Annotated in this window: 16 protein-coding genes; 9 read left to right on the forward strand and 7 right to left on the reverse strand. The window is 64.1% G+C overall.

Features of this window, described 5'->3' with window-relative positions:
• Positions 1–74: 74 nt before the first annotated feature.
• From G5C33_RS04475 to queE, 6 genes are all read left to right on the forward strand, one after another.
• Entirely contained in the window at positions 75–1271 is a 1197-nt protein-coding gene (locus G5C33_RS04475; RefSeq protein WP_165326114.1) for an aspartate aminotransferase family protein, read from the forward strand.
• Between the two features lie 116 nt (positions 1272–1387).
• A complete protein-coding gene (gene argF, locus G5C33_RS04480) occupies positions 1388–2311 on the forward strand; it encodes an ornithine carbamoyltransferase (protein ID WP_206518632.1) in 924 nt (307 codons plus the stop codon).
• A 143-nt stretch (positions 2312–2454) separates the two neighbouring features.
• The gene (locus G5C33_RS04485; protein WP_165326115.1) at positions 2455–3378 is read left to right on the forward strand and encodes an Hsp33 family molecular chaperone HslO; all 924 of its coding nucleotides are present in this window, start codon (positions 2455–2457) and stop codon (positions 3376–3378) included.
• Between the two features lie 47 nt (positions 3379–3425).
• Positions 3426–3899, forward strand: a complete 474-nt coding sequence (locus G5C33_RS04490) for a DUF3617 domain-containing protein (protein ID WP_165326116.1) — start codon at positions 3426–3428, stop codon at positions 3897–3899.
• 195 nt (positions 3900–4094) lie between these two features.
• Entirely contained in the window at positions 4095–4784 is a 690-nt protein-coding gene (queC, locus tag G5C33_RS04495; protein ID WP_165326117.1) for a 7-cyano-7-deazaguanine synthase QueC, read from the forward strand.
• A 9-nt stretch (positions 4785–4793) separates the two neighbouring features.
• Positions 4794–5426 carry a 7-carboxy-7-deazaguanine synthase gene (queE, locus tag G5C33_RS04500; RefSeq protein ID WP_165326118.1) on the forward strand — a complete coding sequence of 211 codons (633 nt, stop codon included), beginning with the start codon at positions 4794–4796 and terminating at the stop codon, positions 5424–5426.
• Positions 5427–5430: 4 nt separating this feature from the next.
• Here queE and G5C33_RS04505 read toward each other — a convergent pair whose 3' ends face one another.
• From G5C33_RS04505 to lipB, 3 genes are all read right to left on the reverse strand, one after another.
• Positions 5431–6105, reverse strand: coding sequence for a hypothetical protein (locus G5C33_RS04505; RefSeq protein ID WP_165326119.1), 675 nt, complete (start codon positions 6103–6105; stop codon positions 5431–5433).
• 219 nt (positions 6106–6324) lie between these two features.
• Positions 6325–6549: a hypothetical protein gene (locus G5C33_RS04510; RefSeq protein ID WP_165326120.1), complete on the reverse strand. Its 225-nt coding sequence runs from the start codon at positions 6547–6549 to the stop codon at positions 6325–6327.
• 65 nt (positions 6550–6614) lie between these two features.
• Entirely contained in the window at positions 6615–7304 is a 690-nt protein-coding gene (lipB, locus tag G5C33_RS04515) for a lipoyl(octanoyl) transferase LipB (protein WP_165328710.1), read from the reverse strand.
• A 100-nt stretch (positions 7305–7404) separates the two neighbouring features.
• Here lipB and G5C33_RS04520 point away from each other — a divergent pair, with 100 nt between their 5' ends.
• Both G5C33_RS04520 and G5C33_RS04525 read left to right on the forward strand, forming a co-directional pair.
• Positions 7405–8232, forward strand: coding sequence for a glycerophosphoryl diester phosphodiesterase membrane domain-containing protein (locus G5C33_RS04520; RefSeq protein WP_165326121.1), 828 nt, complete (start codon positions 7405–7407; stop codon positions 8230–8232).
• Positions 8229–8963: a hypothetical protein gene (locus G5C33_RS04525; protein ID WP_165326122.1), complete on the forward strand. Its 735-nt coding sequence runs from the start codon at positions 8229–8231 to the stop codon at positions 8961–8963. The genes G5C33_RS04520 and G5C33_RS04525 overlap by 4 nt, the downstream gene beginning before the upstream one ends.
• Here G5C33_RS04525 and G5C33_RS04530 read toward each other — a convergent pair.
• The 4 genes from G5C33_RS04530 to G5C33_RS04545 are packed head-to-tail and all read right to left on the reverse strand — an operon-like array spanning position 8927 to position 11246.
• Positions 8927–9526, reverse strand: coding sequence for a GNAT family N-acetyltransferase (locus G5C33_RS04530; protein ID WP_165326123.1), 600 nt, complete (start codon positions 9524–9526; stop codon positions 8927–8929). The genes G5C33_RS04525 and G5C33_RS04530 overlap by 37 nt on opposite strands.
• Before the next feature lie 2 nt (positions 9527–9528).
• On the reverse strand, positions 9529–10368 hold the full coding sequence (gene hemF, locus G5C33_RS04535; protein ID WP_165326124.1) for an oxygen-dependent coproporphyrinogen oxidase: 840 nt from the start codon (positions 10366–10368) through the stop codon (positions 9529–9531).
• A 49-nt stretch (positions 10369–10417) separates the two neighbouring features.
• On the reverse strand, positions 10418–10870 hold the full coding sequence (locus G5C33_RS04540) for a tRNA (cytidine(34)-2'-O)-methyltransferase (protein WP_165326125.1): 453 nt from the start codon (positions 10868–10870) through the stop codon (positions 10418–10420).
• A 7-nt stretch (positions 10871–10877) separates the two neighbouring features.
• Positions 10878–11246 carry a VOC family protein gene (locus tag G5C33_RS04545; protein WP_165326126.1) on the reverse strand — a complete coding sequence of 123 codons (369 nt, stop codon included), beginning with the start codon at positions 11244–11246 and terminating at the stop codon, positions 10878–10880.
• 255 nt (positions 11247–11501) lie between these two features.
• On the opposite strand from G5C33_RS04545, the gene petA reads away from it, so the two are divergent.
• The gene (gene petA / locus G5C33_RS04550; protein WP_165326127.1) at positions 11502–12086 is read left to right on the forward strand and encodes a ubiquinol-cytochrome c reductase iron-sulfur subunit; all 585 of its coding nucleotides are present in this window, start codon (positions 11502–11504) and stop codon (positions 12084–12086) included.
• Position 12087 lies beyond the last annotated feature (1 nt).

The raw sequence follows: 12087 nt of genomic DNA on the forward strand, positions 1-12087 counted from the left end.
CGGCTGGGCCGCCCTTTTTCGTTTGTTTCGAGGTTTGGTTTTCCACGCTGATTTTTTGAGAAGGAGCAGTTCCGATGTCTATCACCGCGCTCATGCCCGTTTACCCACGGTGTGACGTGCGTCCGGTGCGAGGCGAGGGCTGCTATCTGATCGGCGAGCGAGGCGAACGCTATCTCGATTTCGCCGCCGGCATCGCCGTCAACGCGCTCGGCCACGGCCATCCGCATCTGACCAAGGCGATCCAGGATCAGGCGGCGACGCTGATGCACGTCTCGAATCTCTACGGTTCGCCACAGGGAGAGGCGCTGGCGCAGCGTATCGTCGACAACAGTTTCGCCGACACGGTGTTCTTCACCAATTCGGGCGCCGAAGCGGTCGAGTGCGCGATCAAGACCGCGCGCCGCTATCACTATGCCAATGGCGAAGCGCACAAGCATGACCTGATCACGTTCCACAACGCCTTTCACGGGCGGACGATGGGTTCGATCTCGGCGACCAACCAGCCCAAGATGCGCGAAGGCTTCGAACCGCTCGCGCCGGGCTTCAAATATGCGCCGTTCGACGATCTCGACGCCGCGCTCGAGCTGATCGACGACAATACGGCAGGTTTCCTGGTCGAGCCCGTGCAGGGCGAGGGCGGCATCCGCGCCGCGTCGCCGGAGTTCCTGCAGGGCCTGCGCAAGGCGTGCGACGAGAAGGGCATGCTGCTCGTGCTCGACGAGGTCCAGTGCGGCTATGGCCGGACCGGCAGCTATTTCGCCTATGAGCAGTACGGCATCGAGCCGGACATTCTTGCCTCGGCCAAGGGCATCGGTGGCGGTTTCCCGCTCGGTGCGTGCCTGGCGACCGAGGAAGCGGCCAAGGGCATGGTGTTCGGAACGCACGGTTCGACCTATGGCGGCAATCCGCTTGCGATGGCGGCGGGCGGGGCGATCCTCGACGTGATGCTCGAACCCGGTTTCTTCGAGCATGTCCGCACGATGGGCGACCGGCTGCGCAACGCGCTCGAACAGATGATCCCCAATCACGACGGCCTGTTCGACAGTGTCCGCGGCATGGGGCTGATGCTCGGCATCAAGCTCAAGGAGCCCGCGGTGAGCCGCGATTTCGTGGCGCATGCGCGCGACAATCACGGGCTACTGCTGGTCGCGGCGGGCGAGAATGTCGTCCGCGTGCTGCCGCCGCTGGTGATCGAGGACAATCATGTGTCCGAGTGCGTTCAGAAACTCAGCGAAGCCGCGCGGAGCTACACTCCGCCCAGCGGCGACTAAGATGAACCCCTAGCCGTTTGGTTCGAGCAGCATCGGGCCTGTCGAGATGCGACTGTCGAGATCCGTTCTCGACTTCGGTTCTCGGCTTCGCTCGAACCGAACGGGGGAGAATGTAGATGACCATTCGCCATTTTCTCGACCTGTCCGATGCCGGACCCGAAGCGATCGCCGCGATGCTTGCCGACGCCGCCGGGCGTAAGGCGGCGCGCAAGGGGTTGCCCAAGGGCCAGTCCGACTCCGATGCGCCGCTCGCGGGTCGCGTCCTCGCCTGTGTCTTCGAAAAGAATTCGACGCGCACCCGCGTCAGCTTCGACATGGCGATCCGCCAGCTAGGCGGTACGTCGATCGTGCTCGACGCGGGGACCAGCCAGCTTGGCCGCGGCGAAACCGTCGCGGACACCGCGCGCGTGCTTTCGGGCTATTGCGACGCGATCATGGTGCGTACCGACGATCATGCGAAGATCGAGGAAATGGCGCACTACGCCAGCGTGCCGATCATCAACGGCCTCACCGATCACTCGCACCCCTGCCAGATCATGGCCGACATGCAGACGGTGATCGAAGCGGGCATGCCGCTCGACGGGCTCAAATGGACCTGGCTGGGCGACGGCAACAACGTCCTCCATTCGATCGTCGAGGCAGGCGGTCTGATGGGGTTCGACGTCGTCGCCTGCTGTCCCGAAGGCTATGACCCTTCGGAGCAGGTGATGCGCGCGGCGGGCAATCGCGCCTCGCTCAGCCGCGACCCGGTTGAGGCCGTGGCCGAGGCGGACGTGATCGTCACCGATACCTGGATCTCGATGGGGCAGGCGCATGCCGAGGAAAAGCTTGCGGCGATGATGCCCTATCAGGTGACCGAGGCGCTGATGGCGAAGGCGAAACCCGACGCGATCTTCCTCCACTGCCTGCCCGCGCATCGCGGCGAGGAAGTGGTGAGCGAAGTGATCGACGGGCCGCAGAGCTGGATCTGGCCGGAGGCGGAGAACCGCCTCCATGCCCAGAAGTCGGTGCTGCGCTGGTGCTTCGGCCAGATCGGTTGATCGGAGCGCCGGGCTTCCTATCTGATCGAGCGACCCCATCACCCCGTTTGCCCTGAGCCTGTCGAAGGGCTGTTCTTCTTCTTTCGAGGGCCGAAGAAGGCAGAACGGGGCTTCGACAAGCTCAGCCCGAACGGTATTCTGAAATGAGCGACGCCGCTCCCAAACCCGATCTCGATCGCGCCATCGGCTTCACCATTCCCGCGCGCAATGCGCGCGGGCGCATGGCGCGGCTGGGTCCGGTACTCGACGAAATCCTCTCCGCGCATGCCTATCCGCCGCCGATCGAGCGATTGCTCGCTGAAGCGCTGACGCTGACCGCGCTGCTCGGATCGACGCTCAAGGATGCGGGCGGCCAGCTCACACTGCAGGCGCAGACGGAGCGCGGCATCGTCAGCCTGTTGGTATGCGATTTTCAGGGCGGCGCGCTGCGCGGCTATGTTCAGTTCGATGCGGATCGGCTGGCGCAGCTCGGGGCCAACCCCTCGCTCTTCGCGATGTTCAATCAGGGCTATCTCGCCGTCACCTTCGATCAGGCGACGACCGGCGAGCGCTATCAGGGGATCGTCCCGCTCGACGGCGAATCGCTTGCGCATGCGGCCGAGCAATATTTCTTTCAGTCGGAGCAGATTCCCAGCCTGATCCGGCTCGGCGTCGAGCGCGACGACGCGGGCAAGCTGATTGCCGGCGGCCTGTTCCTGCAATATCTTCCCGAAGGCGAGGAGGGCCGCGAACGGCTGCACACCCAGCTCGATCATCCCGAATGGGAACATGTCGAGGCGCTGGGGGCCACAATGGGGCCCGACGAGCTTGCCGATCCCGCCTTGCCGCTTGAAACGCTGGTGTGGCGCCTGTTCAACGAAGAGCGCGAAGTCCGCCAGCTGAGCGACGTTACGCTGTCGCGCGGATGCCGCTGCGATGCCGAGCATATTCGTGGGGTACTTGCGAAGTTTCCCGCCGAGGAACGCGCGCAGATGGCAGACGACAGCGGCAATATTTCGGTCGATTGTGCCTTTTGTGCACGCTCTTTCCCGGTCTCGCTCGCGGACCTTGCCTCGCAGCAGTTGTAAGCTTGGTGTCGGCATCCGATATTGCGAGTGTGAAACGACGCCTATTCTTGTTCCGGCGCAACCGTCCGGCAGGCAACCGCGCCGGCGCCATGCTCGCCGCAGCGCTGGGGCTGTTTGCGATCGGTGCCGCGCCGATGGCGTCGACCGCGCGCGAGCCGGTGGTTGCAGGAAGTGAGCCGATGGCCGCTGCTGCGCCGCAGACATTGACTGCGCTTGCTGGACTCGAAAAGGGAAAATGGCATTTGCGCGACCTGAACGGCGATGCGTCGCGTGACATTTGTGTGCGCAACGTTTCCGCGCTGGTGCAGCTGCGGCATGGCGGAGCCCAATGCTCGCATTTCGTGATCGAGAATACGGACCGGAAGGCGACCGTGCACTATACCTGCCCCGGTCATGGGCACGGCCGCACCACCATCACCGTCGAAACCCCGCGACTGTTGCAATTGCAGACTCAGGGGGTGCTCGATGGTTCGCCCTTTTCGAGCGATTTCGAAGGGCGCCGCATCGGCGCTTGCCAGTGAACCTGCGGTCATCGGCGTTAACGCGCCCGTAACCGGTTTCGCCGATATTCGGCTTTGCGTTCCTTTTTCGGGCGCATTCCTCCTGGCAGGGCTTTTGGCCCAGCGACCTCGGGCCGTTCCTTCGAGCGGCCCTTTTTCTTTCGACAGGCCGTGCTGCGGGTAGACGCGGGCCGAAAAAACATTAGCGCAGGAAGCATGACCAAGGCCGGTTCCACTGCTGTTGTCCTCCTTTCGGGCGGGCTCGATTCTATGGTGTCCGCCGCGCGCGCGCGCGAGGACGGGCACCGCCTGCTCGCATTGTCGATCGACTATAATCAGCGCCATCAGGTGGAACTGGCGGCGGCGCGCCGGATCGCGCATTCGCTGGGTGCCGAGCGGCACGTGGTGCTACCGATCGATCTGCGCGCATTTGGCGGATCGGCGCTGACCGACGCAATCGATGTTCCCAAAACCGGTGTCGGCGCAGACATTCCGGTGACCTATGTTCCCGCGCGCAACACTATCTTCCTCAGCCTCGCCCTCGGCTGGGCCGAAGCTTCGGGCGCGCGCGACATTTATATCGGCGTCAACGCGCTCGATTATTCGGGCTATCCCGATTGTCGTCCCGAATTCATCGAAGGGTTCGAGCGGCTCGCCGAACTGGCGACCAAGGCGGGCGTCGAGGGCGAGAGCTTCCGCATCCAGGCGCCGCTCCAGCACATGACCAAGGCGCAGATCGCGGCCGAATCGGCGCGGCTGGGGCTCGACGCGGGGTTGAGCTGGTCGTGCTATGATCCCGCGCCCGGCGGCTTGCACTGCGGGACATGCGACAGCTGTCGCCTGCGCGCCAAGGGGTTTGCCGAGGCCGGCATCCCGGACCCAACCGTCTACGCCGAGCATGCCTGAGCGCTCGCGATGAGCTACGCCGTCAAGGAAATGTTCCTTACGCTCCAGGGCGAGGGCGCCAATGCCGGCGCGCGGGCGGTGTTCGTGCGCTTTGCCGGCTGCAACCTCTGGTCGGGGCGCGAGGCGGACCGGGCGAGTGCGATCTGCCGGTTCTGCGATACTGATTTCGTCGGCATCGATGGCGATGGCGGCGGCCGCTTTGCCGATGCCGATGCGCTGGCAGCGGCGGTCGCGGGGCATTGGGGCGACGGCAAAGATGCGCGGTTCGTGGTGCTCACCGGCGGGGAGCCGATGCTGCAGGTCGACGACGCGCTGGTCGATGCGCTGCATGATCTGGGCTTTCGCATCGCGATCGAAAGCAATGGCACGATTGCCGCCCACCCCGGCATCGATTGGGTCTGTATCAGTCCCAAGGCCGGCAGCGAGGTGATCCAGCGCTCGGGTAATGAGTTGAAACTTGTCTGGCCGCAGGCGGGGATTGATCCCGACGCTCTCGAACAATGGGATTTCGGGCTGCGCCTGGTCCAGCCGATGGACAGTGCCGATGCGCAGGCGAATATCGCGGCCGCCGTCGCATTCGCGATGGCGCGGCCGCGCTGGCGACTGACGCTTCAGACGCACAAGATGCTCGGGCTGCGCTGAGCCGTCAAAAAGGTCCGCAGCGATCCCAGCGATAGGTGCGATGGCGCCGCCAGCAACGTTCCTCGGCAAAGGGCGGGAAGGGCGGCAGGCCGATGCTGGGATTGATCCGCTCCGGGGTGAACGCCTGGTCTCCGACGGGAATCAGACTGTTGCGCAACTCGCGCATGCGTTCCTGCGCCAGATCGCCCAGCTGGCCCTTTTCGGTGAACACCGCCTGGTGACCGATCGATGCCGCGGTCTGGCAGAAGCTGAGCTGTGCCGACACAGTCGAGAAACCGGAATATACGCGCGTTCCGAACCGATCGAATTCGGTCTGCCCCGCGCGGCGGCTGGGCGCGACGCGAATGAAATAGCGCCGCAGCGTTTCATAGGATTCGGCAAGCTCGCGCTCGTGGTCGCGCAGCAGCGCGGCATAATTTTCATGAGTGAGCAGTGTCGGCTCGAAATAGCATTGCAGCGCCGCGACATTGAGCGCCGAACGCAAATTCCAGACGAGCGCGGCACGCAATTCCTCCGCCGTCGCGCCGGGCAGGTCCGATCCGACGATGCCGGGTTCGGCGCCGGTCACGCGGGCCCCGGAAAGATCGGCAGAACGAAAGAAAAACTGCGCCGAAGCCGGTGCCGCCCCGAACAGGCCGAGCGCCAGACCAACCGCGAGCAAAAAACGCCGAACAGACATGCCATCCCCATGAACCGCAATCAGGTTTCGCTGGTTACGGGCTTTTGACTCCATGCCCAAGCCCCTTTTTCCAGACACTGCGCGTCGGCGGGACGGCAGGGCGCAGCTTTGGGACCGGGCGAAGCGGGACATCCACAAGGACGGCCATGTCCGCGCCTCAAAAAAGAAACGGCCGCCCGGTCGCCCGGACGGCCCCTTCAATCACGACTGGCGCGATGATTACATCATGTTGCCGTCGGTCATGTTGTCCATCATGTTGCCGTCCATCGCGTTGGCGGCGTCCATGCCGGTGACCATGTCGTCTTCGGCGCCCATGTTGTCGATCGCTTCGATGTCGGTCGAGTTGTCGACGACTGCAGTGGTTTCGCTGTTGCAGGCCGAAACCGCGAGGGCCGCGCCGGCGATCATCGTGGCCGCAACGGCCTTGGAAAGAATTGCACGCATGTAAAGCTCCCTAGATCAATGAGTCCGGGCGGCTGTCAGCCAAATCACCCAAACCGCGATGGACATTAATCGGTTCGCAGCGGGCCCTCAAGAGTCGTTTTTTCGCGGGGGCGGTCAAGCGCGTCCAAAAATGGCAAAAATGTGGCAAAAAGGGCGGAATCCAGCTCTTCGGTCGCGTGATTTTTTTTAAGTTCGGCGGCGCTGGTGACCGGGAATTCGGCGATTCCGCAGGGAATGATCCCGCCGAAATCGGCAAGATTGGGGTCGAGGTTGACTGCGAACCCGTGCAGAGTCACCCATTGCCGGATGCGTACGCCGATCGCGCCGATCTTGGCTTCCTCGCCTCCGTCTCGCGTCCAGATACCGATTCTGTCGGGCACCGAAAAGGCGTGGATGTCCATCCGATCCAGTGCAGCGATCACCCAGTCCTCTACCGAATGGATAAAGGCGCGGACATCGCGTTGACGCTTGCGCAGGTCGAGCACAAGATAGCCGATGCGCTGGCCGGGGCCGTGATAGGTATAGCGCCCGCCGCGCCCACTCTTGACCACCGGGAAGCGCGGATCGACCAGTTCTGCCGGGTCGGCGCTGGTTCCGGCGGTGTAGACCGGCGGATGTTCGAGCAGCCAGATCAGTTCGCGCGCTTCACCGCGCACCACTGCGGCGGCCCGGGCCTCCATTTCGGCCAGTGCCGTTTCGTAAGGGATCGGATCGGCCGATACCCGCCACTCGATGTCCTGAATAACTGCTTCCATCGGATCGTGAATTGCGCCCGGAAGGATCGTTTCGCAAGCATTGGCTTTCACCGCGCGGACGGTTAACACCGCCGCACCGTAGAGAGGAAGGCAGACCAGCATGGTCAAGATGAGCGCCGTCTGGGATCGCACGGCGGAATTTCTGAGTGACAATCTGCCCCTGCTTCTGCCGGTGGCGCTGATTGCGTTTTTCGTGCCGGCGTCGATCGAGGGCAGCCTGCCCAACGGCGCGGAGGTGGGCAATACCGGTCTGGCACTGTTCCTCTCGCTGATGAATCTGGCCTTTGCGGTGCTGTCGCTTTGGGGGTCGCTGGCGATTGTCGGCATGGCGGCGTCGCCGGAGGATATGTCGGGCGCCGGCGCGCTGGCGCGAAAACGGCTGCTTCCCGCGCTGCTCATCTGGATCGTGCTGTTCGTGGTTCTTGTGCTGCTATTGCTGCCGGTTCCGATCGCGCTGCTGCTCAATGGATATGACGTCGCGGCGATTGCCCGCGGCGAGGACGTAACGCTGACCGGCGCGATGGGCTGGCCGATCGCCATCTACTGGATCCTGCTTGCCGGACTGGCGGTATGGGCAGCGGCGCGGCTGCTTCTCATTTCGCCCCTCATTGTGGTCGAGGGGCGTCTGTTCGATGCCATTCCGCGGTCGGTCGCGCTGACGCGCGGCTTTACCTGGCGAATTATCGGGGTGCTTCTGTTGTTCGCGCTCGTCACGATCGTATCGATGCTGGCGGCCCAGACCGTATTCGGATCGATCTTCCGGCTGGTCGCGGGGGACGAGTCCGGTCCGATCACGCTTGCCGGCGTGCTGACGTCGGTGACGGTGGCTGCCGTGCAGACCGGATTTTCGGTGATCGCGCCTGCCTTTTCAACCAAGCTTTATGTCGCCCTGACATCGGCCGCCGCGCACGAATCGCAGCCCGAGTGACCAGCGACTTTCCTGCGATCATCGCCGATGCCCGTACAATGTGGCGGGGCAATCGCGACTTGCTTCTGCGTGTGGCCGGTGTGTTCTTCTTCCTGCCGGCGCTGGCGCTGCGCCTGTTCGTGCAGCCTGACATGGTCGAAGACGTCACGCTGGAACAGGCGTTCGACGCGACGATGGAATGGGCCGCGAGCAACGCGCACTGGCTGCTCGCGGCGCAGGCAGTCGAATTATACGGGTCGGCGCTGGTGCTGTTGCTGCTGCTCGATCGCGGGCATCCCACGCTTGGCGAGGCAATGGCGCGGACGAGTCGCCTCTTGCCTTCCTTCCTGTTGTTGTGGCTGCTCACCTCGCTCCTGAGCACGATCGGAACCATCGCGTTCATTTTGCCGGGCATCTATCTGATCGGCCGTACCTTCGTGGTCGGGGCGGCGCTGATGGCGGAGCCGGAGAAGGGGCCGGGCGCGGCCTTTGCCACGGGAATTCGCGCGACACGGGGCGGCCGGGCATGGCTCCTGTTCCTGGGCGTCGCGCTGTGGTGGCTTGCCAGCGCGATGGGTTCGGCACTGGCTGTCGACGTGGCGCTGCTGCTCGACAGTCTCGGCGCGGGTCCGATCGGCGCCGCCGCCGGCGAAATGCTGTCGGCGCTGGTTTCGGCGGCGATGACGCTCGTGATCGTGCTGGCGCAGGCCGCGGCCTATCGCCGTTTCGCCGAATCGAAACAGGGAATCTGAGGGGCCGCGTCGCGCGGCAGGGCGCCGATCAGCCGGGGATCGGCGAAGGTTTCCAACGTACGTTTATAGGCTGTGAAGCCCGAACGCCGATAAAAGCCCAGCGCACCCGGATGATCAAGGGTGCAGGTATGCAGCCAGAGCCGTTCGATATCGGTCCGCCAGCCGAGTGCGAGCGCATGGTGCATCAGCCAGCGCCCCTGGCCCTTGCCGGTCCATTCGGGCACCAGTCCGACGAAGGAAAGCTCGCACTGCCCGGCTTCGCGGAAATCGAGTTCGAGCATGCCTATCTCGATACGATCGCGGTCGATCACGGCATGAACCTCGACAGCGTCGTCATCGAGGATCGCGCGCAGCCGCGCTTCTTCCATCACCAGCCGCGAAAACCAGAGCCAGGGGGACCCGACCCTGCGGAACAGCGTGCGATATTTCTCGCTGTCGGGCCGCTGCCAGCGGATCAGCTGAAGCGGTGAGGTCGGCATCGGAGCCGGGCGCGGACGCTCGGTCATCTCCAGCGTGGTCACGACCGTCGCGAGATGGTCGTCGGGAACCGGCGTCAGCGCCATGATCAGGACCAGGTCGCGAGCGGCGGCAGGCTCATCAGGATCGCGTCGATATTGCCGCCGGTCTTCAGCCCGAACAATGTCCCGCGATCATAGACCAGATTGAATTCGGCATAGCGCCCGCGCCATTCGAGCTGACGCGCGCGATCGGCTTCGGTGAAATCCATTTCCATGCGTCGGCGAACGATGCGCGGAAACACGTCGAGAAAGGCGCGGCCGACATCCTGGGTAAAGGCGAAATTCGCGCCCCAGTCGCCCTCGAGGTGATCGTAGAAGATGCCGCCCACGCCACGATGCGTCTTGCGATGAGGGATGTAGAAATACTCGTCGGCCCATTGCTTGAAGCGCGGATAGTGTTCGGGATCGTGCCGGTCGCACGCTGCCTTCAGTTCGGCGTGGAACTCGGCGGTATCTTCGTCATAGGGCAGCGGCGGGTTCAGATCGGCGCCGCCACCGAACCAGCTTTTCGTCGTCACCAGGTGGCGCGTGTTCATGTGCACCGCCGGGACGTGCGGATTGGTCATGTGCGCGACCAGGCTGATTCCGGTGGCGAAGAAGCTTGGATCGCTGTCGGCGCCGTGGATGGTCTTGGCGAAATCGCCTTCGAGCTGGCCGTGAACGGTCGAGACATTGACGCCGACCTTTTCGAACACCTTGCCTTTCATCAGCCCGCGAACACCGCCGCCGCCGGCCTCGCCCGAAGGATCGGTGCGGTTCCAGGGCAGATAGTCGAACGTTGCGTCGGAGCCCGCTTCGCGCTCGATCGCTTCGAATTCGGCGCAGATCCGGTCGCGCAGCGATTCGAACCAGGAGCGGGCAGTGGTCTTTTGGTCGTCGAGCAGCATGGCGCGCTGGTAGCCTGCACGACCGGGGCTGTCGAGAAGCGGGGCAGTGCTAGCCGGCGGGCCAGCCATCGGTCTGGCGCAATGCTTCGGCAAGCGCGATTCCGGCCGAAACGGCGAGGTTGAGCGAGCGCGTCTCCGCCTGCATCGGAATGCGAACGCGCAATGCCGCGCATCCCTGAACGCTGTCGGGAACGCCTGCCGATTCGGACCCGAACAACAATATGTCGTCGGATTCGAATCGCGTTTTCGGCAGGGAGACAGCGCCGCGCGTAGTGAACAGAACGATTCGGCCATCCACCGTTTCGAGAAACGCGTCCCAATCGGCATGCCGCCGAACCGAAACCGTATCGACATAGTCCATGCCCGCACGCGCTAGAGCCCGGTCGCCCCAGGGGAATCCCATCGGCTCGATCAGATCGACCCCCGCTGCGAAACAGGCGGCGGTGCGCAGGATCGTGCCGACATTTCCGGCGATTTCGGGCTGGTAGAGTGCTACTCGCATCGTCGGTTCAACTGTCGGTTCGCGACAGGATCGCGATCGCCAGGCCGCCGGGCGCCTGAGCGAAATATATGCGCTCGCCATGCGCATCGACCGGGCCTTGCAGCGCTATTCCGTTATTCCTCGCCCGTTCGGCATAGGCATCCGCATCGCCAACGATGATATGCAGCATGACGCCTTCGGGCATGGCCTCGCTTGCCGCCCATATTTCGGCCCAGCTGTGTTCGCCGGCGGGAAATACCGCGCCGGCAAATTCCGGGGCGTCCATGCCCAGGTCGCGTTCGGCAAGGCCCAGCCCGTCGGCGCCGAGGAACTGCGCGAGAGCGCGCGCTTCCTCGTCTGGACGTACCGTGCAGAAGCGAATTCCCAATACCGTCATTCCGGTCTCTCCCTCAGCCTGACGCCCGGTTGCCACGGGTCGGCGGACCGGCCAAATCCCGTGCCGCAGCCGCGATCCTTAACAAATGCGTCAAAATGCCTGTTGGCAAAACGCCTTTCCGGCGTCTATCAGGCCGCCAGCCACCGGGGGCAATCCGGGGGGCTGGGCGGGGCATATCGCCAGAGGGCATAGTGTCAGACGTCCGGGTCCGGGTCGCGCGTTCGCGCGCAAGAATCGAAGTGTAAAGGCTGACGCATGGCAACGCTTGATCAAGCTGTTCCACCCGAAGGCGCCGCGGGCGCCGAAGGCGAATCGCTCGAAAATCCCCGCCGTCGTGATTGGCTCCAATACGCCGCCGTTTCCTTCGGCGCGGTCGGAGCGGGCGTGGTGGTTCTTCCGCTGGTCAATTCGATGAATCCTTCGGCCGACGTGCTCGCGCTCTCGACCACCGAAGTCGATCTGTCGGCAATCGAGCCGGGTCAGGCGATCAAAACCACCTTCCGCAAGCAGCCGCTGTTCGTCCGCAATCTGACGACAGAGGAAATCGCGCAGGCGAACGAAGTGCCGCTGAGCGCGCTGCGCGATCCCGAAACGCTCGCGGAGCGTACCAAGGAAGGGCATGAAAACTGGCTGATCACGCTGGGCGTCTGCACACATCTGGGCTGCGTGCCGCTGGGCGCGGGCGAAGGCGAGAACAAGGGGCCGTTCGGCGGATATTTCTGCCCGTGCCACGGTTCGGCCTATGATACGGCGGCGCGCATCCGGCAGGGTCCCGCACCGACGAATCTGGTGGTTCCCGAATATGAATTCACGTCGGATACGACGGTAATGGTGGGTTGAG

The organism is Sphingosinithalassobacter tenebrarum, from assembly GCF_011057975.1.
Taxonomy (GTDB): Bacteria; Pseudomonadota; Alphaproteobacteria; order Sphingomonadales; family Sphingomonadaceae; genus Sphingomonas; species Sphingomonas tenebrarum.

What these genes read in the sequence shown, in the direction of transcription:
- G5C33_RS04475 (WP_165326114.1), top strand. Translation starts at nt 75, where the DNA reads ATGTCTATCACCGCGCTCATGCCCGTTTACCCACGGTGTGACGTGCGT.
- argF (WP_206518632.1), top strand. Translation starts at nt 1,388, where the DNA reads ATGACCATTCGCCATTTTCTCGACCTGTCCGATGCCGGACCCGAAGCG.
- G5C33_RS04485 (WP_165326115.1), top strand. Translation starts at nt 2,455, where the DNA reads ATGAGCGACGCCGCTCCCAAACCCGATCTCGATCGCGCCATCGGCTTC.
- queC (WP_165326117.1), top strand. Translation starts at nt 4,095, where the DNA reads ATGACCAAGGCCGGTTCCACTGCTGTTGTCCTCCTTTCGGGCGGGCTC.
- queE (WP_165326118.1), top strand. Translation starts at nt 4,794, where the DNA reads ATGAGCTACGCCGTCAAGGAAATGTTCCTTACGCTCCAGGGCGAGGGC.
- G5C33_RS04505 (WP_165326119.1), bottom strand. Translation starts at nt 6,105, where the DNA reads ATGTCTGTTCGGCGTTTTTTGCTCGCGGTTGGTCTGGCGCTCGGCCTG.
- G5C33_RS04510 (WP_165326120.1), bottom strand. Translation starts at nt 6,549, where the DNA reads ATGCGTGCAATTCTTTCCAAGGCCGTTGCGGCCACGATGATCGCCGGC.
- lipB (WP_165328710.1), bottom strand. Translation starts at nt 7,304, where the DNA reads ATGGAAGCAGTTATTCAGGACATCGAGTGGCGGGTATCGGCCGATCCG.
- G5C33_RS04520 (WP_165326121.1), top strand. Translation starts at nt 7,405, where the DNA reads ATGGTCAAGATGAGCGCCGTCTGGGATCGCACGGCGGAATTTCTGAGT.
- G5C33_RS04530 (WP_165326123.1), bottom strand. Translation starts at nt 9,526, where the DNA reads ATGGCGCTGACGCCGGTTCCCGACGACCATCTCGCGACGGTCGTGACC.
- hemF (WP_165326124.1), bottom strand. Translation starts at nt 10,368, where the DNA reads ATGCTGCTCGACGACCAAAAGACCACTGCCCGCTCCTGGTTCGAATCG.
- G5C33_RS04540 (WP_165326125.1), bottom strand. Translation starts at nt 10,870, where the DNA reads ATGCGAGTAGCACTCTACCAGCCCGAAATCGCCGGAAATGTCGGCACG.
- G5C33_RS04545 (WP_165326126.1), bottom strand. Translation starts at nt 11,246, where the DNA reads ATGACGGTATTGGGAATTCGCTTCTGCACGGTACGTCCAGACGAGGAA.
- petA (WP_165326127.1), top strand. Translation starts at nt 11,502, where the DNA reads ATGGCAACGCTTGATCAAGCTGTTCCACCCGAAGGCGCCGCGGGCGCC.